Here is a 22,929-nt window from a genome sequence, read left to right on the forward strand (position 1 = left end):
GCAAGTTGCTTCTATGAAACGGACATTGAAAAGTTATAAAATAATAAATGACCCTGTCTATGGGTTCATCAACATTCCAAGTGAATTGATTTTTGCCGTCATTGACCATCCTTACTTTCAAAGGTTACGTAGAATCAAGCAACTTGGTTTGACTGATATGGTATACCCCGGAGCCTTGCATACGCGTTTTCATCATGCCATCGGAGCGATGCACCTTATGAGCATCACCTTGGATCAACTTCGGAATAAAGGAATTGAAATTTCTGATGAAGAATATGAAGCTGCATTGCTTGCCATTCTCCTCCATGACATTGGTCACGGCCCTTTCTCCCATGCATTGGAGTCCATTCTTTTAAAAGGACAGCATCATGAAACCTTATCTCTTCTCTTCTTTGACGAATTGAATAAACAATTTAATGGTCAACTTTCCAGGGCAAGAGAAATTTTTGTCGGAAGTTACGAAAGAAAATTCTTTCACCAACTAGTCTCAAGTCAATTGGATATCGATAGATTAGACTATTTACAGCGGGATTGCTTTTTTACGGGAGTTTCTGAGGGTACCATTGGAGCTGATAGGATTATTAAAATGATGACCATAATTAATGATGAGGTGGTCATTGAAGAGAAAGGAATCTACAGTATAGAAAATTTTCTCAATGCAAGAAGGCTTATGTATTGGCAGGTTTACCTACACAAAACCACGGTTTGCGCTGAGAAAATGCTTATCAATTTGATCCTAAGGGCCAAGTACCTGGCACGATCTGGTGAAACGCTCCCAGGATCTATAGAGTTTTTGGGATTTTTAAAGAAAGACCTTCCTCAAGAAAATCCGCCGGGGACACCAATTTGGCTAAATGATTTTGCACAACTGGATGACCTGGACATTTGGGGTGCTATAAAACTTTGGAAAAACACGGATGATTTTGTCCTGAAAGAGATTTCAAAAATGTTTTTAACCAGAAACTTATTCAAAATTCATTTCAGTAATAACCCATTCAAAAGACAGGAAATTGATAAATTAAAATTAAAAACTCAAAAAAAATTAGCCATTTCTGACGATGAAATAAAGTATTTTTTCTCTGAAGGTGAAATTAGTAATTATGGATATTTAACAGAAAATAAAATTTTAATTTTAACAAAAAAGGGCAAAGTCCAAGACGTAGCTACCGCCGCAGATTTGCCGAACATCAAAGCGATGAGTAAAATTGTTAAAAAACACTATGCTTGTCATGCTAAAAATTTAACTTTACGGTAAAAATTAATTAATCCCAATGGAATTCACCATCGATCAAATTGCTCAACTTTTGGAAGGAACTGTAGAAGGTGATGGTTCGCAGGTAATTAATACCCTCAAAAAAATCCAAGAAGGCACCTCTGGTAGCATAGGGTTTCTTTCTAACCTGAAATATGAAAAGTACCTCTACACCACCAATTGCACTGCAATTATTGTTTCTGAGGACTTCACACCTAAAAAAACAATCACTACAACCTTAATTAAGGTAAAGGATCCATATACAGCTTTTTCTAAATTGCTTGAAAGTTATGCGGAATTGACAAAGCCTAATCCGTTAGGAAAAGAAGAGCCTTGCTTTCTTGGTGAAAACAGTAGCATTGGAGAAGGGTTTTACCAAGGGGCTTATTCATATATTGGTAAAAATTGCACCATTGGAGAAAATGTCAAAATTTTCCCTCAAGTTTACATTGGAGATGATGTTACCATAGGTAACAATTGTGTATTCCATCCGGGAGTAAAAATTTATGCCCAAACAAAAATTGGCAATGACTGCGAGATTCACGCGGGGACAATCATCGGGTCAGATGGTTTTGGTTTCTCTCCACAGGCAGATGGCACCTACAAAAACGTCCCCCAATTGGGTAACGTTGTATTGGAAGACAATATTAGCATTGGCGCCAATTCTACCATAGACTGTGCCACTTTGGGTTCAACTTTAATTAAAAAGGGAGCAAAACTAGACAATCAAGTTCAAATTGCCCACAATGTTACCATAGGTGAAAATACCGTAATAGCTTCCCAAGCAGGTGTTGCCGGATCCACTATAATAGGTAAAAATTGCGTCTTGGCCGGAAAATCTTCCATTGTAGGACATATTGAGCTTGCAGAACGAACTGTTGTTGGAGGGAATACCGGAATAATGAAGTCAGTTAATGAACCAGGAACAACGCTTTTTGGTTTTATAGGCTTTGACTTAAAAGCATCCCTTAAATCTTATTCTATCTTTAAGAAGTTACCTTTACTTCAAGACAAATTAAGAGAGCTTGAAAAAAAATAATAAATTTGAAAATTGAATTGGAGCACCTCTAGTATATAGTTATATATTTAAATGAAAGTAAAACAGCATACCATAAAAAAACAAGTTACCCTGAACGGTGTAGGTCTACATACGGGAGTAGTAGCTAACATGACCTTTTTGCCCGCCAGTCCTAACCATGGGTATAAATTCCAAAGAATGGATCTGGAGGGACAGCCAATAATTGATGCTGATGTAGACAATGTGGTAGATGTATCAAGGGGGACTACACTAGAGCAAGGTGGTGCAAGGGTATTTACTGTTGAGCATGTATTGGCTGCGCTTGTAGGAATGGAAATAGACAATGTGCTGATCCAACTTAACGGGCCTGAGCCGCCAATTTTGGATGGAAGTAGTATCCAATTCATCAACATCCTAGAAGATGCAGGACTTGAAGAACAAAATGCCTTAAGGAGATTTTTTGAAGTTCCCGAAAGCATCCATTATAGAGACAGCGCCAGAGAGGTAGAAATTGCTGCTTTGCCATTAGATGATTTTCGAGTTACTGTAATGGTAGATTACAACTCTCCCGTATTGGGAAGTCAGCATGCCTCCATAACAGACATCAGCCAATTTCGACAAGAAATCGCTTCATGCAGAACATTTTGTTTCTTGCATGAGTTGGAGATGTTGTATAAAAACAACCTTATAAAGGGTGGTGATCTCAACAATGCCATTGTGGTTGTAGACAGAATAGTGGAAGAAAAAGAACTTGCTAACCTTGCGAAAATGTTCAATAAGCAAAAGGTAGAAGTTAAAAAAGAGGGCATATTGAATAATGTTGAGTTAAGGTATAAAAATGAGCCTGCCAGACATAAACTTTTGGATGTGATCGGAGACTTGGCATTAGTAGGACGACCACTAAAAGCACAAATCTTAGCAGCAAGACCCGGCCATGCCGCCAATGTAGCCTTTGCGAAAAAAATAAAACGAGCAATGGAGAAAGCAGGGCCCATGCACATCCCATATTACGATCCTAAATCACCACCTGTACTAGACATTAATCAAATTAGCAATATCCTACCGCACAGGTATCCTTTCCAATTATTAGACAAGGTGATCTACCTGGATGATAAAGTAGTGGCCGGTGTAAAGAACGTCACTATTAATGAACCGTTTTTTATGGGGCACTTTCCCAATAATCCTGTCATGCCTGGCGTTTTGCAAGTAGAAGCCATGGCTCAAACAGGCGGAATACTGGTTTTGAGTACTGTAGAAGATCCGGAAAATTATTGGACCTATTTTCTTAGTATAGAAAACTGCAAATTCCGGAAGATGGTACTGCCCGGTGACACATTGATTTTTAAATGTGAGTTACTTAATCCAATAAGAAGAGGAATAGCAAAAATGAAAGGGGAGGCATTTGTTGGAAACGCCTTGGTTTGCGAAGCAATTATGACTGCCAGCATTGTAAGAAAAGACGCATGATCAGTAAACTATCCGAAATAAGTGAAAAGGCCCATTTGGGGGAAAATGTTTCAATAGAAGCTTTCACGTCTGTCCATCCTGATGTTGAAATTGGGGATGGCACGTGGATAGGTTCAAATGTCACCATTTATCCTGGAGCAAGAATTGGTAAGAATTGCAGAATCTTTCCCGGAGCAGTAATCGCTGCAATTCCCCAAGATTTGAAATTCAATGGCGAGCCATCTTTGGTTGAAATTGGAGACAATACAACCATCAGAGAGTTTGTAACAATTAACCGAGGAACCGCAGATAAACAAACCACCAAAATCGGTGATAACTGTCTGATAATGGCCTATGTTCATATTGCCCATGATTGCATCATTCAAAATCGTGTAATCATTGCTAATTCCGTACAAGTAGCAGGACATGTTACCATTGATGATTGGGCTTTTGTGGGAGGGAGTAGTGCCATTCATCAATTTGTGAAAATAGGTATGCATAGCATGATCTCAGGAGGTTCTCTTGTTAGAAAAGATGTACCACCATTTACTAAAGCCGCTAGAGAGCCTTTGAGTTATGCGGGGGTAAATTCATTGGGTCTAAGAAGAAGGGGCTTTGAAAGCAATACCATTAGTGAAATACAAGAAGTGTATCGATTCTTATTTTTAAACAATTGGAACAATAGCAAAGCATTGGAAGAAATCGAAATCAATCTACCTGCAACCAAAGAGCGGGACGAAATAGTCAATTTCATCCGATCTTCGGAAAGAGGTGTAATGAAAGGTTATATCCAATAAGTATGTTGTCTGTAAAGCTGGAAGGGGCAGGAAAGAAATTTCAGCGAGAGTGGATATTTAGAAACCTAAGTCTTGCACTCAAACTAGGTTCAAAAACCGCTATAATAGGCAGCAATGGCTCTGGAAAATCCACATTGATTAAATGTCTATCCTCGCAAATGCCTTTGACAGAAGGAAAGTTGAGTTTCAATTGGAAGCAAAAGGAGCTTGCCATAGAGGATGTTTATAAATATTTGTCCATTAGTGCCCCATACCTAGACTTACCTGAAGAATTTTCTCTTAAGGAATTTTTAAAATTTCATTTCAAATTCAAAACACCTAGTGAGGGATTAAATATTCAACAGATTATAGAGATAATGTATCTGGAAAATGCTGTCAACAAACCCATAAATTATTTTTCCTCGGGGATGAAACAGCGATTAAAACTCGGCCTTTGCTTTTTTTCCAATTCACCATTAATGCTATTGGATGAGCCTACCTCTAATTTAGACGAAAGAGGCATTCAATGGTACCGTGATTTAATCCATCAATATGGAGGTAATAAATGCATCTTCATTGCCTCAAATGATAAAAGAGAGTTTGATTTTTGTGAAGAAATTGTTTCAATTGAAGATTATAAACTAAAGTGAATACTTTGATAAAATCCGGAAATGATTAATTTTACCTTTTAAGGATATGGATATGAGAGCGCTAGTGAGAAATTATTTTATTTTTATTTTAGTAGTATTCGCCGCTTGTACTGAGGGCACTAGTGGTGAACCGGAAAAAACTGCCGAAGAAACAGCCACTGAACTTTTGGCCGGCTTGGAAGGCAGTCAGACTTGGACACTAGCAAACGGAGGCTCCGTTTCTAAAGACGGAACCACAGTCACCAACGATTTCGAAGGCTTTGAACTCCGCTTTATAGCCAACAATACGGGTAAGTCCTATACTACAATAAACAGCAACCTATTGTTTGACAGCAATGGAAACTGGGTCTTTTCAGGATCAAATTACGATAAAATCACCCTTTCAGGCATTCAACCCGCATCAAACAAAGAAATTTCATTTACTAAAAACCAGGAAAAGTTACGCTTGGAATTTGTGGTGCCTGCACCTCAAAACGCCCGCGTTAATGCTTTGGCCGGTTTTTATGTCTTTGACTTAACCCTTCTCAATTAAACTCACAAAACAAGTAGAAAATGTTTAAATACTTCTTTACCCTATGTTTCCTTTTTTCTTCAGCATTAATGGCTCAAGAAAAACAAATCGTGGCAGTAGAAAATGCCGTTGCTGAATTAGTGGATGCCATGGTGGCCGGTGATGCCTCTCGCCTTGAGAAAATCACAGATCCAAACCTTAGCTATGGCCACTCAAACGGCTTGATTGAAAACCAAAGTGAGTTTATTAAAGCCTTGACTTCTGGGGTTTCAAACTTTACTGAAATTGACATTCAAAATCAAACCGTCAGTGTTACAGGGAAAACCGCTCTTGTCAGACATTTTCTAATAGGTAAAACGCACAATAAAGATAGTGCCCCGGGCCCTGTAAACCTTGGTGTATTAACGGTATGGCAAAAGAAAGGTAAATCTTGGATTTTACTTGCTCGTCAGGCCTATAAAAGATAAAAAAGGAAAACAGGGGTAACAGTTTTAACCGCTGTTAATCTTTAAACTGCACCAATGTTACCCCTGAACCTCCCCTATCTGCATGTTCATCAGAAAACCCTGCCACTGAGGAAGAATTTCTGAGGAGGTTTCTTGTCAATTCCCTAAGAATCCCATCACCTTTTCCATGGATTACCTTCACATCATTGATGCCCAGCATATGTGCTTCATCAATAAAATTCTGAATCAATCCAAAAACTTCTTCACCTCTCTTACCTCTAATGTCCAAGTTGGGTGAGAAATTAGCCATCTTAGAAGTGGTGTCATAACTCATTCTTTTATCGATTGCCCGCTTTTCTTTTTTAAGAGAGGTATTGGATATTTTTTCCAACCGATTAAGCTTCACTGTTGATTTTAGGTCCCCAATGACTATGGAAACCTGCTTGCCTTTGATTTCCAACACCTCTGCCAAGGCGCCATTGTCTTTGATCCTCACTTGATCCCCAAGGCCTATGGCTCCACTTTCCACCTTTATGGTTTCCTTCTGTACGATTGGTTTCTTTTCCGGTTTAATTCCGGCTTTATGTTCATCAAGTTCCTGCCTTATTTTTTTGGTCGCTTCCTTATTGGCTTGTGATTCTTTAATGGAGCGGATGGTATTTTCAATTTTCCGATTGGTATCGTCTAATAACAGCTTTGCTTGGGCTTTGGCTTCATTTAATATGGCCTTTTTCTGATCTTCAAGAGTTGCCTTCAGTGCATTGTATTCTTTCAGCCTGGAAGCCAGCAATCGGTCTTTGCGCTCAGCTTCAACTATTAGGCTCTCATACTTGCTTTTTTCACTTTCCACCTTTAAAAGCAACTTGTCATAGCGCACCCTAGTTTCTCCGATCTGGGCTTTTGCATGAAGTACAATTTCCTTCGGTATACCAATTTTACCTGCAATTTCAAAAGCAAAAGAACTTCCGGGCTTCCCTATCTCCAGCTCATATAATGGTTCTAGGCGATCCACATCAAACCTCATCGCTCCATTCACCATCCCATGACTCTTAGAGGCCAGCTGTTTTAAATTACCATAATGAGTAGTTACCAAACCAAATGCACCTGATTTATTCAATGCAATCAATAGTGCCTCTGCTATGGCACCACCAAACTGTGGTTCCGTACCTGTACCAAATTCATCAATAAAAAATAGCGTTCGCTTATTGGCAAAAAAGGTAAAGTGCTTCATATTCATCAAATGCGAACTATAAGTACTGAGGTCATTCTCAATATTTTGTTCATCTCCTATATCAATAAAGAATTGATCAAAAATAGCACACTTCGACTTGGGCTCCATCGGAACAAGTAAGCCACACTGAAACATATATTGCACCAATGCCACGGTTTTAAGTGTCACTGACTTCCCTCCTGCATTGGGCCCTGATATTACCAACAAGCGATGATTGGGGTCCAACTTTATGGAAACAGGCACAATGGCTTTTCCCTGATGCTTGAGAGACATTTCCAGAAGTGGATGCCTGGCTTTTTGCCAAGCCATCTCCCGTTCTTTTACCATCTCTGGATTAATCCCATTGATCTTTAATGCAAACTTGGCCTTGGCTCGAATAAAATCAACCATGCCCAAAAAATGAAACGCTCTCTTTAATGTGGGGATATATTCCCGGAGCTCATCGGTAAGTTTGGTAAGGATCTTTTGCACCTCTCTTCGCTCCATATACAAGAGGTCTTTGATATCATTGTTGATATCCAAGACCTCTGCAGGCTCTAGATATACAGTCTGGCCTGTTGCCGACTCATCATGAATAAACCCTTTGATGCGTCTTTTATACTCTGCTAGAATCGGGATCACCATTCTCCCTCCCCTGATGGTAATGGATGCATCTTCAGGTGTAAAACCCTGAGATTTTGCAGACCTATAAATACTATCGAGCACTTTTCGTATCCGATTTTCTTCATAAGCAAGCTGTGTCCGCACAATGTTTAACTCCTTGGAAGCATTGTCCTTCATTTTCCCCTTGTCATCCAAGACCCGGTCAATACTGAATGTGAGGGAAATATTATCTTCTACCATCCCCAAGAGCTGAAACAGTTGCGGGTATTCTTCAGCATTCTTTTTGAAGAAAAGCACGCAACTTTCCAGGGTCTTTAGACCCAAGCGGATTTCATGAAAATCCTCCTCAAACAAAAAGGTACCTTCTATTTTAGCCTTATTGAGGTAAGGATAAATATTGATATAATTGTTATTGGGAAATGCTTCTCCTGAGACCAATATCTGCCTGAACTCCTCAGTTTGGGTCAAAAGCCTGCTGAGCAACTTCCTGTCTTTTGAGAAAGCAATTTTTTTTACAAAATCAGCACCCAGTACACCAGTACATTCCTCTCTTATTAAATCTTTGATTTTATCAAAGTCTATTTTTTCCTCCAAATTTTCTGGATACAATTTCATTTATGGCTGTTGGTTTTGCTGTGCTTCTTTTTCCTTTACGGACAATGAATCTATGGTCCGTTCATATAAATATTCCATTTTGGCAGCATCCCTCAAATAAAATTCCAAACTTTTTATATAAACAGATTCGGGGACACCATGTTTCTCAAAAATTCTCCTTTCCAAAATTGGATAAAGCACCTTTGATGAATCATAGGGAATGGAGAGGGATTGCACAAAGCCCTCTGTCAGATGTATATCCACAAGAATATTAACCATGGTATCTTCTGACAAAATGTCTTCGGCTTCATTATTCTTTGCACAAGAAAATGTCCCGAAAAGGAAAGCAAAAGCTATAGATAGGTATTTCACATTTCAAAATTACCTAATTCCTTTTAAAATTGACAATAAGTAAAGGCTAAGTCGTTTTATTATTCGAATATGACTGCTAAATTAGGCCTCTGATTAAAAAATAAAAATGAATCAACTGATAAAAAAGCTTAGAAAATATGAAATCCTTCTGAGGAAAGTGGCCAATAGCCACCTTCAAGGAGACCATCAATCTATTTTCAAAGGTGCGGGCTTAGAGTTTGATGACCTTCGCCCCTATCAGTATGGTGATGATGTCCGGACGATTGAATGGAAGGTGTCTGCAAAAGGCCATGGAACTTTCGTAAAGACCTTCAAAGAAGATAAAGATCAAAGTGTATACTTTCTTTTGGATGTAAGTGGTTCACAAGACATCGGCAGTAAGGAAAGGAAAAAAATTGACCTTGGAAAAGAAATTGCAGGGGTCTTGACATTGGCCTCTATCCATGATGGCTCACAAGTTGGATTGATTAGTTATTCAGATCAAAAGGAAAAAATCGTACTGCCTGGAAAAGGCACCCGACAGGCCGTAAAGGTTATTCGAGGAATATTCAGCCAAGACATGAAATCAAAGAAAACAGACCTTGATGGGATGTTTACCTTTAGTCTCAATCTCATTAAAAAGAGGGCAATAATCTTCGTTATATCTGATTTTATTGATGAAGGATATGAAAGAACCTTAAAAGCTATGGCGTTCAAACATGATTTAGTGGTATTACAAATGACCGACCCAATAGAAGCAGCATTACCCTCGTTAGGAATTATACCTGTTTTTGACAAAGAAGAAGACAAAACCACTTGGGTAAATACTGCCTTTGGTGGGTTCTCCAAAAAGATCGCCTCATCCTTCGTCTCTGAACGAAACCATCTTAAGGATTTTTGCAAAAAAAACCAGATCAATTACCTTCAGATAGCCACAGATCAAGACATCGTCCTACCTTTGATGGAATTATTTAAGTCAAGAAATAAAACCATGAAACGTGGATAGAATAGTAAAACTAAGTTATTTGCTTGCCTTTCTTATCTCACCAATCTCCTTTGTACAAGGTCAAGATGTCACTGTAGAAGGGTATTTCCTGCAAGACTCTGCAAAGTTAGGTGAAAGGGTGGGCTATGTCTTAAAATCTAGCTATCCCAGCGAGCTTCCGATTATATTTCCGGACTCCACCTATGACTTTGGCGATTTTGAGTATTTAGACAAACAAATTTTCACTTCTTACACTAAAGACAGTATCACTTTGGACAGTGCTGTCTACTGGATTTCAAACTTTTCCTTGGATTCTATTCAAGAGTTTAAAATCCCAGTGTATGAAGTATTAAATTATGACAGCATAAGCCACTTCCCACAACCTGCTCCTTTGGCCCTTACTTTCACCATTGAGGAAATCCCGGAGGAGTTGGCTTTTGAACAAAACAACAGCTACCTCAATATCCCACAAGCTTTCAATTACCCCTACCTAATTATTGGAACCGTGGCAATCGTGCTGCTAGTAATATTGGCCATTCTGATTTTCGGAAAAGGACTGATTAAAAGGTGGAAAGCCTATCGAGAGCGTAAAAAGTGGCGCAAATTCCTTTCCAATTGGGAAAGCTCTATGCAGCTATTGATAAACAAACCCGGCATTCAGGAGGCCGATGAATTACTCGGCCTGTGGAAAAATTATTTGGAGAATTTGACAGGAAGTCCATATAAAGAATGGACAAGTACTGAGATCGCTGAGCATTTAAATAAGCCTGAAATAATAAAAGACTTTCGAAAAATAGAACTGATTATTTACGCCAATCGGGTAGATGATAATATTCGGGAAGCCTGTGATAATTTATTGAAAATATCAGAAGGGCTATTGGAAGAAAAAATTGATAAAATCCACAACCATGACTGATGTCTCTTCTTTTTTTTCTTGGAGCTGGTTTTCACCTGAAACCCTGCGAAGTTTTGAGTGGGAGAATTTCTTCTTACTCCATCTGATTTGGATTATCCCAATATTGTTATTGATCAGAAAGTTTATTAAACTGATTAAAAAACCGGTTTTAGAGCTTTCCCTTCCAAAAATAGTACCGACGAAGAACCCATGGACCTACCTTCGTCTTTTGCCTTCATTCTTTTTTCTTTTGGCTCTTTGGATGGTGGTGATTGCACTGGCCAGACCCCAACGTACCAATGAAAAGGTGGAACAGTATACCGAAGGAATTGACATCATGTTGGTAATGGATATTTCAGAATCCATGGATCTGCAAGACTTTACCCCTAACCGGCTGGAGGCAGCTAAGGAAACAGCAATAGATTTCATCAATGGCAGAATTGCTGATCGGATTGGCATGGTAATTTTCTCGGGAGAAGCATTCTCTCTAGCTCCCCTTACCACAGATTACGAACTTCTTACCGACTTGGTCAATAGTATTACCTTCAATATGATGGACGCTAAAGGGACGGCCATAGGCAGTGCCGTCTCTACAGGCATTAACCGTATGAGAGAATCAGAAGCCAAATCCAAAGTTATGGTTTTGCTTAGTGATGGAGACAACAATGCAGGAAATGTAGACCCGGTGTTTGCTGCCCAGCTAGCAGAAGCCATGGACGTTAAGATTTACACCATTGCCGTAGGAAAAGATGGGATGGTTCCTTATGGAACAGATTTTTTCGGTAGACCTCAGATGATTGAAAGTTACCTTAATGAAGAAACCTTAAGGAACATTGCCCGCATAACCAAAGCAGAGTTTTTTAGAGCTTCTGATGACAAAGCCCTAGAAAATATTTTCACAAAAATTGATGAATTAGAGAAAGCTGAGATTATTGAATCCCGCTATAAAGAAACCATGGATTATTACAGGCCTTATCTCATTTGGGGAATTATCTTTTTCTTTATCTGGCTGACTCTAAAAAATACGTTTTTCAACAATTTCCTCTTGGATTAATACTCAAGACTTTGTCCTTTACAAAACCAAAAAACCACTCAATTTTCAACTATTTAGTGGAAGCTAAACCTATCAATGGTATTTTCAAGTGATGGCCTCTTTTCGTTTACCAAAGCTTAGGTAAAAAATTTCAACAGTCCATCAGCCCAAGAAGGTAGAACAATATTCTTGCTTTTAAGCCTAGAAATAAAAAGACCGATTTAAATATAAAATCGGTCTTTTTATTAGAATATTGTGAACCGAGAAGTTGGCCAGCAGGCCTTGACCAGCAATATGGCATCTGGTTTTAGCGCTTGATCATTGACATTCTTCAGGTTAACGTTGAGCTCAGCTCATTTCCCAACCACTTCTTACTGGTTCTTTAATATATTTATCAGCCTCTGCAAGGCCGGTTGCCTTAAGATTTTCGGCATCCCAGTTAATTTTTTGTCCTTTCATCCTTAGAGAAAGTACTCCCAGCAATGTAATTTCCGTTAAATGCGCTCCATATTCAAAGTTTGAACTGGCTTCAGGACCTCCTTTAATCGCATTCACCCAATCTCTAAAATGTCCTTTAGAACGAGGAATAACTTCTTTAGGCTTTTTAATATTCTCCGCCAAACTCTTTGGAAAGACCTGTGGTTTTCGGTCTCCTCCATTCACAATAATCCCCTTGTCTCCTACAAACATCGCAGCTCTAGATGGCCATTGGTATCCTTCAGGCAATGCCGGATGTAATTTTGGCTTAAGTCCACCTGAATACCAGGTCAGTTGAATAGGCTTTCCGGTATTGTTATCAGGGAAATTATAGTAACCTATTTCCCCGTATGGGGCAATATTCTCATTGCTAAATCCTGATGGAAAAACCTCAATGGAATCCGGGTGCCCCAGTTCAAAAGCCCAAGTTGCGGCATCCATGTCATGGCAACCGAAGTCCCCTAATGCCCCACATCCGAAATCCCAAAAATCTCTCCATGTAACAGGGGTGTACCATTTATGGAATGGTCTATTGGCTGAAGGCCCTAACCAAAGGTCCCAATCAAAGCCATGTGGCTTTTCGGTATTGGTGGTAGGCACCCCTTGCATTTCATCTATCCACCTTGAAGCAGGTACCCAAGAATGGGTTTCCCTAACTTCTCCAATCACTCCTGCCCTCAAGTATTCCACTGTTTGTCGAATACCATCAGTGCTATGCCCAACATTTCCCATCTGCGTGGCCAAGCCTGTCTCTTTAGTCAATTGTTTGATCATCCTCGCTTCCCAGATATTATGGGTTAGGGGTTTTTCGCAATAAACATGCTTGCCTAACTTCATGGAAGCATATGTAACAAAAGCATGAGTATTGTCAGGGGTGGAGCAGCACACAGCATCAAGTCCTTGTTCTTTTTCAAGCATTTCACGAAAATCCAAGTATTCATTTACTTTGAAATTTTCGGTTTTATCTTCATAATGATCTTCTATCAAGCGCTTTACAGGCTCTCTACCGGCAATGGACCGATAATAAAAATTAGCCAAATCCCAGTACTCTGCAGGGTCTGCTATAGCAGTGATCTGTACATCGTCCAACTTCATTAAATCTATGGCATTTTTCCTACCTTTACCCCCTACTCCTATCATGCCGATATTTACTTTATCACTAGGGGCTACATACCCCTGTCCACCAAGCACGAATCTTGGCACAATAAAAAAACTTGCAGCACTTAATGAGGCAGTTTTAATGAAATCTCTCCTGGAATCAGGCTTTTTATTTATATCTGGTTTATCAAGCATTATTGAATTTTTAGTTTATCAAAAGAGTTAGCCTACTAATAATTTCTCTATAAATTTAGAAAAAATCCACTTTAAATTAAATTTTCCCCTGCTATATTATACCCTATAAACAGATCTAGCATTTTGGTGGTACAATTTTTTCTTTTCACTTGATGTCAATAATTTAGACAAGGCATAGAAGTCCCTAATCCAATCTTGATAACTGGCAGCTCGCAATAATACCGGCCAATCGCCACCAAAAATAACCCTATCAATACCAAAGACATCTAACACGGTATTGAAGTAAGGTCTCATTTGATCCAAGCGATTTCCCGATTGATTCGTCTTGGTTAACATTCCTGAAATTTTACAACTCACATTAGCTAAGGAAGAAAAAGGTAATATGGCTTTTGACCAAACTTTCCAATCCATATTCCCAATGTCCGGATTCGCAATATGGTCCAAAATGATCACAAGATCAGGGTTGGCTTTTGCAAATGAATAAGCTGCAGGCAGCTCAGCAGGCCTAATATTTAGGTCATAAGAGTAACCCATCTTTTTAAGTATTTGGATACCTGCATTAAACCCTGAATGCTCTGGCATAAAAGCCTTTCGAATTCCTCTAACAATATCCCTTTCAGCCAAAATCTCCATTTCTTTCATGCCTCCCTCCCCTTTCTCCAAAGGGAAATATGCCACCATTCCTGCTATTCTATTCTCTTTTTCTCGAACACCAATAACCCAATCTACTTCCTCAAGGTATTGATTTGGGTCACGTCCACACTCCACAAAAACCATTTTTTCAATCGGACAGCCTTGAGTGGCTATATGGTAATCTTTCAAAAGAAAATTTCGGGAAAGTATATTATTTGGATTTTTTAACCAAGGATAGTCCAAGCGGTCTAAATCCCATAAATGGAGATGTGTATCAACAATAGGAATTTCATCATCCATAATAAAAGGAGCGTATTGCGGTAGCGACAGTGCGCCACCGATCAACCCTCCTTTTCTTAAAAAACTTCTTCTATCCATGTAATGCTCCCTTCCTCCTTAAGCGGGGATTTCGGGGGTATTAAGTTTAGCAATAGATTTATCAATCTCTTCTTGTCCTAGTTCATGACTTTTAATATTACCGGAAAAATAATCGTCATAAGCCTTCATGTCAAAATTACCATGTCCGCATAAATTAAATAGGATGGTTTTTGAAACCCCTTCCTCCTTGCATCTCTTAGCCTCCTTGATGGCTGTGGCAATGCCGTGATTGGCTTCCGGAGCAGGAATAATTCCTTCTGACCTGGCAAAAAGAACGCCTGCATCGAATATTTCAAGGTTATCATGAGATTGGGCTTCAATCAATTTATCTTTCAGCAATTGGCTGACAATCACTCCAGCTCCATGATACCGAAGCCCACCAGCATGAATTGGTGCCGGTATAAAGTCATGCCCTAGGGTATACATAGGCAATAAGGGTGTCATTCCTGCTGTATCACCAAAGTCATACCTAAAAACCCCACGGGTAAGTTTTGGACAAGAGGAAGGTTCGCTGGCAATGCAACGAATATTTTTACCACCTTCCAAATTCAAACGTAAAAATGGAAAAGAAAGACCTGCGAAATTTGAACCTCCACCAAACGGTGCAATTACAATGTCAGGCATATCACTCCCGGCTTTTTCAAGTTGCTTGATGGCCTCTAAACCTATAATCGTCTGGTGTAATTTTACATGATTCAGAACACTTCCCAGTGCATATTTGGTATCCTCCCTGGTAGCGGCCATTTCTACGGCTTCTGAGATGGCTATCCCAAGGCTTCCCGGGGAATCAGGAAACTCTGCCAAAATCTTTCTTCCTGCTTCAGTCCTGTCTGAAGGAGATGGGTAGACATTGGCTCCCCAGGTATTCATCATCATTTTTCTATAAGGTTTGTCCTTATAAGAAAGCCTCACCATATACACATCACATTCAAGACCGAAATGCTGACAAGCAAAGCTCAAAGCACTCCCCCACTGTCCGGCACCGGTTTCTGTGGTGATTCTTTTCACTCCTTCTTGTTTGTTATAATAAGCCTGAGGGATGGCGGTATTGGGCTTATGGGAACCTGAAGGACTAACCCCTTCATATTTATAATAAATTTTTGCCGGTGTATCTAAAGCTTTTTCCAAGCCATATGCACGATACATTGGCGTAGGTCTCCATATGGAGTACATAGTCCTTACCTCATCCGGTATTGTAACCCATTTATCGGCCGTTACTTCTTGTTTTATCAAAGCCTCCGGAAATAATGGTGCAAGTGCTTCAGGCCCTATGGGCTCCATGGTACCGGGGTTCAATGGAGGCAAGGGTTTATTAGGCATATCAGCTATGATATTGTACCAATTTTCAGGAATCTCGCTTTCTTCTAAGATTATTTTTCTGTTTTTCATTTATAGAATGAATAAAAGGTTAACGGATATTTACTTAATATGTATCTCCCACCTAAAGCCGTGATTGTAGGGTTCATAATAACAATCACTTCAGGAGTGATACTACTAATTTTTTATTTGCTGTTTCCATTTAAATTATTGGTTGATAAACTTTTATTGAGCACATAGGCCTCCACCCCTTGGTTATTTATTCCCACCAATAATACCTTTAGATATGATAAATCTATTGTTTCGATACTTTTTACATCGCCTACAAATTTTAAACCTGAGACTGAAGGGGAAGCATGCGTAAACTCTCCATTTCCACTTCCTAGGTAGACCTGACCAAAATTTGCATCGATCATCCCCAACCGTAATCTGGTTGTATTTTGGTTTCCTCCAAGGATAAAATCTAAATCCCCATCTTCATCAAAATCCATGACACCAATGGCATAGACGGGTGCAAACTGAGCCTCAACCGGCAACTCATGTCTTACCAATTTATCACCTTTATTTTCTAGATAAATAGTCCTCAATTCATTTAACTCCACCTTTTCTGCCTTATCGATAGCTGTTTCACTAAATAAATCCTTTAGTTTAGCCTTAGAAAAAGAAGCATAATCAGTAAACTTACTCCGCATCCCATACATTTGATCCAGAAGCTCATCCCTACTCATAAATGGAAACAATTCCCCATCGACAAAGTGGTTTAAAATAGGGTCAACAGATCCATTTCCATCAAAATCAGCATAGACTAAAGTCAATGGTTGCTTTTCATTTGCCTTTAATTGGCTATTGGTCCCAAAATTACCAACTATAAAATCAAGGTCCCCATCCCCATCAAAATCACCGGAAGATAATTTAGACCATTTCCCTACCAAAGGTTTATTAAAGTATTGATCGGTTCGGTTAATGAGGGATTTACCCTTATTGTTTAAAAACACACTGATAGGCATCCAATCACCAACGATTACCAAATCATCCCAACCATCTTTATCCAAGTCCAGCCAAGCAGCATCGGTCACCATGCCTATTGCAGCTAATTCAGGTAGCAAAATTCCCGATTGGTCTTCAAACTTACCATGACCATCGTTGATTAGAATATGGGAAGAGGCAGGTTTTGGATATTGACCGGGGATAACCCTTCCACCAATGAATAAATCCAAATCCCCATCTTTGTCAAAATCTACTGCCTTTACCACACTTCCGCTGGTTTTAATATTGGGCAATGCTTCTTTTACTTTTTTAAAATTACCAGCCCCTTGATTGATATACAAGTGGTCTCTTAATTCAGGAGAATCCCTTTCAAAGTCATGGTATCCTCCTTTAACTAAATACAGATCTTCCAAACCATCCCCATTTGCATCAAAAAATATAGCATCAGTGGTTGCTGTTCCTGTCTCCTCCGATAAGTCTAAACCTTGAGATTCAAGGAACTGTCCGGTAGAAACCTGAAAATACAATTTGCCTGGTTTTTCAGAAGTTCCTCCGACAAATACATCTGTGAACCCATTGTTATTTACATCCCCCTTAGCAATTACCGGTCCGTTAGGTGACAACATATGTGACAAAAGCGGTTGCCTTTTGAAATCATTAAATCCAGCCTCTTCATGTTGGTATGGAATAGGTGAAACAATTTTGGTAAAAACAGGTGTTTGAGGTATATTATTTTTATCTGATTGCTTAATGGCCTCCCCCTCTTTTAATACAAGTATTTGATTTGCAGACACATTTTGCATCCATTGTTCCTTACCTCCGGGCCAGGTTATATTCAAAGAATCAATGTGATCAGCCATTCCCAATCCTAAATGCATGACATGGCTTACGGAAGATTGAAATCCTCTGGTAGGTTGTTGCTCTAGGTACTGTTGCTTGGCGTTGTAATACACCTTCACTTTGGCACCAATTCCACTTGAATTTAAACCATTCCCCTGTAATTTCAGCTTCAAGAAATTTCCTCCATTTTTTTCGGGCTTTAAAATATTGGCATAAATTCCTGCAAAGTCATTCAAGTGATTGATCACCAAATCCAGTGCCCCATCATTGTTTAAATCTGCGTAGGCTGCACCATTTGAGAAATTCGGATCTGATAGTCCCCAATCCTCAGACACCTCTTTAAAATTTATGCCATTTACGTTTTTAAACAGGTAATCATGGATAGGGGTAGAGCTCATACTAGTAACTAAATGAAGCGTATCTGCCTTTTCTTTTGCCCTGGCTTTATTGAAATAATAATCACCTTTGTATTTTAAAAAATCACGATTGGTATAATCGCGGAAATAGCCATTGCTCACGAATAAATCTTTCCAGCCGTCATTGTCAAAATCAGTAAAAAATGCAGCCCAACTCCAGTCAGTATTAGACATCCCGGCCAGCTGCCCTATTTCGCTAAATAAGCCTGTCCCTTGATTTATATGGAGCATATTCCTCATATTTTGATGGTAAAAACCCTTCATTACCATCAAGGCATACTGTTCATAATTCTCCGGACCGTAAAGCAATTTTTGACGTTCGTCATCCTCGGGAAGCATGTCTAATGTAAAAATATCTACCAGCCCGTCATTATTGACATCCGAAATATCAGAGCCCATGGAAAAATAAGATATGTGCTGCAAATTCTCTGTTAAACTTTCCGAGAATGTACCATCCCCATTGTTTATATACAGGTAATCCGGCTCTATATAATCATTGGAAATATGGAGGTCCGGAAAGCCATCATCATTGATATCAGCGACCGCTATCCCCAAACCAAAACCCATAGAGTTGCCCATAATCCCTGCACTTTCGCTTATATCGGTAAATACGCCTCCATCATTTCTAAACAATTTGTCACCTGCCAATGGGTTCCTATCCTTTCTTTTGGCATCAAAATCAATTTCATTAATCACTTGGGTGTTGTGGTTAAGCAGATACATATCCAAGTCTCCATCCAGATCAAAGTCAAAAAAAGCAGCCTGAATACTATTGGCCGGGTCTGCCAACCCATATTTTTCAGCCTCATTAATAAAAGTATTGTCTTTTTGATTGATGAATAACTCGTTTTTTCTAGAAGCTTCATTTCCTTTTCCGGAATAGCAAACATAGATATCTAAATAACCATCTCCATTGATATCAACCATTGTAGCCCCTGTAGACCAAGCATCCTTACCTCTTACACCGGAAGTTTTTCCAATATTCTTAAACTTAAAGTCACCTTGATTCAGGTAAAGTGTGTTTGGAGTCATGTTACCTGTAAAAAACAGGTCATCAAGACCATCGTTATTTATATCCCCGATGGCCACTCCTCCACCATTATAAAAATATTCGTAGGTTAAAATATTCCTTTGTTGATCTTCTATAAGTTTGTTTTGAAACTTCACCCCTGTCTTTCTTCCCGGAAGCTTTTCAAAACCCTGTGACATTGAATTAAAATATACTGCTTGAAAGATTATTAACAGAAAGAGGTATGTTATTCGCTTTTTTATCATTCAATCCTTTGCCTTTTATTCTTGTAATTATTTTGCTTATCAAGCAATAGTAAATCTACATTTTTTCAAGGGATCGAACAATAGCAAAAATTGCACAATAAAATGTTTAATTTAAAATATACATGCATTTTAACTACTCCCTTATATTAAATATTACACTTCACCTTTAACACCGTCAATCTTAGACTAAGGAATATTGTGAATCAAGGGAATAGACAAACCGCTAACTTGTAGCTCTAGCATAATAATAACAATTAGAAGCCGACTACCATAAGCTTGTCCATTGCTTAAAATTTCATTATTATTATTCTTTCGTCAACTTCCCAAGAAATGCCATCCCCTAAAACACTTTCAATTCTTTTTTATATAATCTTCCTAATCGTAATTGTCTCTTGTAATAAAAAAGAAAATAGCCGGTTGGTTTGGGAGTCAAATTTCCCAATCATTGGGTCTCAATCCTCCCCAAGAGCTGCAGACCTAAACAAGGATGGCGTTTTGGATTTAGTAATTGGTGCAGGGAAGAATGAATATGAGTATACAGCATCAGGCATTTTAGCCATCAATGGTCTGGATGGGAAATTGCTTTGGACGCAGGAAACAGTAGATCAGGTTTTTGGTGCTGCTACCTTTTTGGACATAAACCAAGATGAAACCCCTGATGTGTTTATTGGTGGACGTGGACCACACTTAAAAGCAATTGACGGACATACCGGGAATTTGATTTGGCAGTTTGACACCTTAGACCATCTCCACCATCCCATCCTTCAAAATGCACGGTTTAATTTTTACAATAGTGTGACCATTCCTGACCAAAATGGAGATGGAATCGAAGAGTTATTAACCAGCAACGGAGGAAATGCGAGGGTGGAACCCAACCAAACCGAAGGAAGATTTCCTGGTGTATTAATGGTAATTGACCCGGTTAATGGAGATATTTTGGCGGCAGACACCATGCCTGATGGAGGAGAAACCTATTTATCGCCCTTATTTATTGAACAAAAAAAGTCAGGAGAACAGCAAGTGTTATTCGGTAGTGGTGGGGAAACCCTTTCCGGAAATTTATATTTAGCTAAGCTCAGCGACCTTATGGGTAATAATTTATCCAATGCTAAGACTTTGGTACGTGAAAAAAACCATGGATTTATTGCTCCTCCGGTATTGGTTGACTTAAATGAGGATGATTTTTTAGACATAGTGGCCGTCTCACATGCAAGTACCATCACTGCAATTTGTGGGAAGAGCTTGGAAGAAATTTGGCAACTTAATGTACCAAAAACAGAAAGTAGCAACAGCTTTGCCGTAGGGCAATTTACAGAAGACGATATCCCTGACCTGTTTACCTTTGTAAGTAAAGGTGTCTGGCCTAAAAACACAGGTTTGGTCCAAGTTTTAATAGACGGGAAGTCAGGAAAAATTTTACTGGAAAAAGAAATGGGATGTTCCGGCTTTTCTTCACCAATTGCTTATGATTTAAATGGAGACCAAATAGATGAAGTCATATTCAGTATCAATGAATACGATTGTAATCGACCTATTGATGATCGATCGGCTTTTTCCATTGAAAACAAACTGGTACTGTTGGACTTTAAAGCCGACACAACCTATTTGCTAGACCAAACTAAAAGTTTTAAAAATATTTTTTCTACTCCTTGGTTGGGCGACATAGACGCTGATGGATATCTTGACTTGGTGCATTGTCAGTATTTTAGCAATTCGGATATTTTATCATTTTTAGGTATGAAAGTCAAGCGAATTGATTTACCTATTAGGATTAAAGAAAAACCGCTTTGGGGAAGTTTTATGGGCTCAGAAGGCAAGGCCATCTATAAAAAATAAAAGGCTGCCTGATGGCAGCCTTTTATAAAACACTAAATTAACCAAGTAAATATAAATATTTCCTAAATACTCCTGCCTAATTGGCTACATCCCACCATACTCGGGTGGTATTTACATCCGGTAGTGTAGCTCCAGCCTGAAAATTTGCATTTGCTGCTACTTCAGCTGCAGGGTACTTAAGTTTTCTCATGATCTGGCCTTGAGTGATATTTCCCGGGTAGTTAGTAGGGGTTAACTGAGGGTAGCCGGTTCTTCTCCAGTCAGACCATGCTTCCCACCAGTTGAAAAACTTACTCACCCACATTTGCTCTCCAATCATTTGAAGTGCCGGCTTCTCTTCCCCGTAAGGGTGTCTTGCGAGATAAGCTTCTACTTCTTCATCAGAAACCGTCAAGGATGCATCAAATGGTGTATACATTTGCATGGCTCCTTTTACACCTGATTCATAATGTTCCTTAGCAGAATTCGGGATCCCTGAACCAATCCCTCTTTCCAGGGCTTCTGCTTGCAAAAAGGCAGATTCAGCATAATTCATAAATATATACGGATCATCCAATTGCAACATCAAGTAGTTGATTCTTGAATAGGTTGTCACCAAATCTACAGTCTCCCCTGCCAGCTCATCTAGGCCTGCAGCATCGTATCCGTTTGGCATACCTTTCTGCTCCAAAGGGTTGGTATTGATTGGTGTCCATTCCAAAGCAGACCAATCGGCTATTCCACCACTAATTATCATCAACCTTGGATCTACTTCATCAGGGGCTGTAGCATCAGCTTTTAGCCAGTCAACTAGGGTATTACTCAAGTAACTCGGTTGCCCGCCATCACCAGGATAAAAAGCCCTGGAGATACCATTTTGATTGATCCACACACTAGGACCTGTAGCCATTGGTACCCAAGCATTGTCATCGTTGCTTTCCATGACTCCACCGGCAATGGCCTTGGTTACATATTCATCAGCCATTTGAGGAGCAACATTGGATACCCTCATCGCCAAACGCAACATTAGGGAATAACCAAATTTTTTCCATTTGGCAATATCTCCTTCATAGATTATATCAGCAGCAGCAAAGCCTTCATCAGGATTGGAAGTGCTCAAGGCAGCAGTAGCCTCTTCCAACTCTTTCAATAAATCAGGGTAAATTTCTGATTGTTCATCATACTCAGGAAAGAATACCCCTTCCATGCCTTGAAGGGCATCGAAATAAGGTATATTTCCATAGAAATCAGTTAACCGGTGAAAATTCAAAACCCTAATAATCCTTGCGGCATTTCTGGTGTTTATTTTATTTCCTTCATCATAACCTCCGGGACCTGTTTGCTTGATCACTTCTGAAAGATTCTTGAGTGCATCTCCATAGAAAAACTCAAAAGGTGCATTGTTTGACTCGAAGTTTTCAGTGTATTTATCCCCCGGAGCGATTCCCCCTCCTGCATTGGCTAGGTGTTGAATCAAGTAGGCTGTCATGCCTATATTTGTCCGCCAATCAAGGTATCTGTTATCTCCAGCAGAACCGCCTGAGGCTGACCCAAGCTGTGCTGCAGTAAACATGAAATTCAGATCAATTTCATTTACCGCTTGGGGGTTGATATTGAGATCATTTAATTCCTCTGTGTTACAGGAAGTTAAGCATAAACTAACCGCCAAACCAAATAGAAGAAATTTATTTATAATTTTCATAATTC

18 protein-coding genes are annotated in these 22,929 nt (G+C 39.3%); 11 read left to right on the plus strand and 7 right to left on the minus strand.

Annotated elements, in window-relative coordinates; genetic code table 11:
• Positions 1–13 precede the first annotated feature (13 nt).
• From Q4534_RS08940 to Q4534_RS08970, 7 genes are read left to right on the plus strand one after another with little or no spacing between them, the layout of a single operon-like run.
• Entirely contained in the window at positions 14–1,255 is a 1,242-nt protein-coding gene (locus tag Q4534_RS08940) for an HD domain-containing protein (RefSeq protein ID WP_303612827.1), read from the plus strand.
• Positions 1,256–1,271: 16 nt separating this feature from the next.
• Positions 1,272–2,291, plus strand: coding sequence for a UDP-3-O-(3-hydroxymyristoyl)glucosamine N-acyltransferase (gene lpxD / locus Q4534_RS08945; protein ID WP_303612828.1), 1,020 nt, complete (start codon positions 1,272–1,274; stop codon positions 2,289–2,291).
• 51 nt (positions 2,292–2,342) lie between these two features.
• Positions 2,343–3,737, plus strand: a complete 1,395-nt coding sequence (locus Q4534_RS08950; RefSeq protein ID WP_303612829.1) for a bifunctional UDP-3-O-[3-hydroxymyristoyl] N-acetylglucosamine deacetylase/3-hydroxyacyl-ACP dehydratase — start codon at positions 2,343–2,345, stop codon at positions 3,735–3,737.
• Positions 3,734–4,513: an acyl-ACP--UDP-N-acetylglucosamine O-acyltransferase gene (lpxA, locus tag Q4534_RS08955; RefSeq protein ID WP_303612830.1), complete on the plus strand. Its 780-nt coding sequence runs from the start codon at positions 3,734–3,736 to the stop codon at positions 4,511–4,513. The genes Q4534_RS08950 and lpxA overlap by 4 nt, the downstream gene beginning before the upstream one ends.
• 2 nt (positions 4,514–4,515) lie before the next feature.
• Entirely contained in the window at positions 4,516–5,142 is a 627-nt protein-coding gene (locus Q4534_RS08960; RefSeq protein WP_303612831.1) for an ATP-binding cassette domain-containing protein, read from the plus strand.
• Positions 5,143–5,194: 52 nt separating this feature from the next.
• The gene (locus tag Q4534_RS08965; RefSeq protein ID WP_303612832.1) at positions 5,195–5,674 is read left to right on the plus strand and encodes a hypothetical protein; all 480 of its coding nucleotides are present in this window, start codon (positions 5,195–5,197) and stop codon (positions 5,672–5,674) included.
• Between the two features lie 20 nt (positions 5,675–5,694).
• On the plus strand, positions 5,695–6,120 hold the full coding sequence (locus tag Q4534_RS08970) for a nuclear transport factor 2 family protein (RefSeq protein WP_303612833.1): 426 nt from the start codon (positions 5,695–5,697) through the stop codon (positions 6,118–6,120).
• A 34-nt stretch (positions 6,121–6,154) separates the two neighbouring features.
• Here Q4534_RS08970 and Q4534_RS08975 read toward each other — a convergent pair whose 3' ends face one another.
• The gene (locus Q4534_RS08975) at positions 6,155–8,548 is read right to left on the minus strand and encodes an endonuclease MutS2 (RefSeq protein ID WP_303612834.1); all 2,394 of its coding nucleotides are present in this window, start codon (positions 8,546–8,548) and stop codon (positions 6,155–6,157) included.
• Positions 8,549–8,899: a DUF4296 domain-containing protein gene (locus tag Q4534_RS08980; protein ID WP_303612835.1), complete on the minus strand. Its 351-nt coding sequence runs from the start codon at positions 8,897–8,899 to the stop codon at positions 8,549–8,551.
• A gap of 106 nt (positions 8,900–9,005) precedes the next feature.
• On the opposite strand from Q4534_RS08980, the gene Q4534_RS08985 reads away from it, so the two are divergent.
• From Q4534_RS08985 to Q4534_RS08995, 3 genes are read left to right on the plus strand one after another with little or no spacing between them, the layout of a single operon-like run.
• Positions 9,006–9,884, plus strand: coding sequence for a DUF58 domain-containing protein (locus Q4534_RS08985; protein WP_303612836.1), 879 nt, complete (start codon positions 9,006–9,008; stop codon positions 9,882–9,884).
• Complete coding sequence (locus Q4534_RS08990) at positions 9,877–10,779, plus strand: hypothetical protein (RefSeq protein WP_303612837.1); 903 nt, start codon at positions 9,877–9,879, stop codon at positions 10,777–10,779. Before Q4534_RS08985 ends, Q4534_RS08990 begins: the two co-directional genes overlap by 8 nt.
• Entirely contained in the window at positions 10,772–11,812 is a 1,041-nt protein-coding gene (locus tag Q4534_RS08995; RefSeq protein WP_303613150.1) for a VWA domain-containing protein, read from the plus strand. The genes Q4534_RS08990 and Q4534_RS08995 overlap by 8 nt, the downstream gene beginning before the upstream one ends.
• Positions 11,813–12,139: 327 nt before the next feature.
• Here the strand turns inward: Q4534_RS08995 and Q4534_RS09000 are convergent, their stop codons facing one another.
• The 4 genes from Q4534_RS09000 to Q4534_RS09015 all read right to left on the minus strand — a co-directional run bounded on the left by Q4534_RS09000 (position 12,140) and on the right by Q4534_RS09015 (position 19,341).
• Positions 12,140–13,561, minus strand: coding sequence for a Gfo/Idh/MocA family protein (locus Q4534_RS09000; RefSeq protein ID WP_303612838.1), 1,422 nt, complete (start codon positions 13,559–13,561; stop codon positions 12,140–12,142).
• A 96-nt stretch (positions 13,562–13,657) separates the two neighbouring features.
• Positions 13,658–14,572, minus strand: coding sequence for an amidohydrolase (locus Q4534_RS09005; protein ID WP_303612839.1), 915 nt, complete (start codon positions 14,570–14,572; stop codon positions 13,658–13,660).
• Between the two features lie 18 nt (positions 14,573–14,590).
• The gene (locus Q4534_RS09010; RefSeq protein ID WP_303612840.1) at positions 14,591–15,961 is read right to left on the minus strand and encodes a TrpB-like pyridoxal phosphate-dependent enzyme; all 1,371 of its coding nucleotides are present in this window, start codon (positions 15,959–15,961) and stop codon (positions 14,591–14,593) included.
• Between the two features lie 113 nt (positions 15,962–16,074).
• Positions 16,075–19,341 carry a VCBS repeat-containing protein gene (locus Q4534_RS09015; RefSeq protein WP_303612841.1) on the minus strand — a complete coding sequence of 1,089 codons (3,267 nt, stop codon included), beginning with the start codon at positions 19,339–19,341 and terminating at the stop codon, positions 16,075–16,077.
• A 396-nt stretch (positions 19,342–19,737) separates the two neighbouring features.
• On the opposite strand from Q4534_RS09015, the gene Q4534_RS09020 reads away from it, so the two are divergent.
• Positions 19,738–21,243 carry a hypothetical protein gene (locus tag Q4534_RS09020; protein WP_303612842.1) on the plus strand — a complete coding sequence of 502 codons (1,506 nt, stop codon included), beginning with the start codon at positions 19,738–19,740 and terminating at the stop codon, positions 21,241–21,243.
• 76 nt (positions 21,244–21,319) lie between these two features.
• Here Q4534_RS09020 and Q4534_RS09025 read toward each other — a convergent pair whose 3' ends face one another.
• Positions 21,320–22,924, minus strand: a complete 1,605-nt coding sequence (locus tag Q4534_RS09025; protein WP_303612843.1) for a SusD/RagB family nutrient-binding outer membrane lipoprotein — start codon at positions 22,922–22,924, stop codon at positions 21,320–21,322.
• Positions 22,925–22,929: the final 5 nt, after the last annotated feature.

The sequence above is a fragment of the Cyclobacterium sp. 1_MG-2023 genome (assembly GCF_030546805.1).
GTDB lineage: Bacteria > Bacteroidota > Bacteroidia > Cytophagales > Cyclobacteriaceae > Cyclobacterium.

Bases quoted from the DNA above. Each gene is read 5' to 3' on its own strand.
- Q4534_RS09005 (WP_303612839.1), bottom strand. From the start codon at position 14,572: ATGGATAGAAGAAGTTTTTTAAGAAAAGGAGGGTTGATCGGTGGCGCA.
- Q4534_RS08970 (WP_303612833.1), top strand. From the start codon at position 5,695: ATGTTTAAATACTTCTTTACCCTATGTTTCCTTTTTTCTTCAGCATTA.
- Q4534_RS09010 (WP_303612840.1), bottom strand. From the start codon at position 15,961: ATGAAAAACAGAAAAATAATCTTAGAAGAAAGCGAGATTCCTGAAAAT.
- Q4534_RS08940 (WP_303612827.1), top strand. From the start codon at position 14: ATGAAACGGACATTGAAAAGTTATAAAATAATAAATGACCCTGTCTAT.
- Q4534_RS09020 (WP_303612842.1), top strand. From the start codon at position 19,738: ATGCCATCCCCTAAAACACTTTCAATTCTTTTTTATATAATCTTCCTA.
- Q4534_RS09015 (WP_303612841.1), bottom strand. From the start codon at position 19,341: ATGTCACAGGGTTTTGAAAAGCTTCCGGGAAGAAAGACAGGGGTGAAG.
- Q4534_RS08975 (WP_303612834.1), bottom strand. From the start codon at position 8,548: ATGAAATTGTATCCAGAAAATTTGGAGGAAAAAATAGACTTTGATAAA.
- Q4534_RS09000 (WP_303612838.1), bottom strand. From the start codon at position 13,561: ATGCTTGATAAACCAGATATAAATAAAAAGCCTGATTCCAGGAGAGAT.
- Q4534_RS08995 (WP_303613150.1), top strand. From the start codon at position 10,772: ATGACTGATGTCTCTTCTTTTTTTTCTTGGAGCTGGTTTTCACCTGAA.
- Q4534_RS08965 (WP_303612832.1), top strand. From the start codon at position 5,195: ATGAGAGCGCTAGTGAGAAATTATTTTATTTTTATTTTAGTAGTATTC.
- Q4534_RS08960 (WP_303612831.1), top strand. From the start codon at position 4,516: ATGTTGTCTGTAAAGCTGGAAGGGGCAGGAAAGAAATTTCAGCGAGAG.
- Q4534_RS08950 (WP_303612829.1), top strand. From the start codon at position 2,343: ATGAAAGTAAAACAGCATACCATAAAAAAACAAGTTACCCTGAACGGT.
- Q4534_RS08985 (WP_303612836.1), top strand. From the start codon at position 9,006: ATGAATCAACTGATAAAAAAGCTTAGAAAATATGAAATCCTTCTGAGG.
- lpxD (WP_303612828.1), top strand. From the start codon at position 1,272: ATGGAATTCACCATCGATCAAATTGCTCAACTTTTGGAAGGAACTGTA.
- lpxA (WP_303612830.1), top strand. From the start codon at position 3,734: ATGATCAGTAAACTATCCGAAATAAGTGAAAAGGCCCATTTGGGGGAA.
- Q4534_RS09025 (WP_303612843.1), bottom strand. From the start codon at position 22,924: ATGAAAATTATAAATAAATTTCTTCTATTTGGTTTGGCGGTTAGTTTA.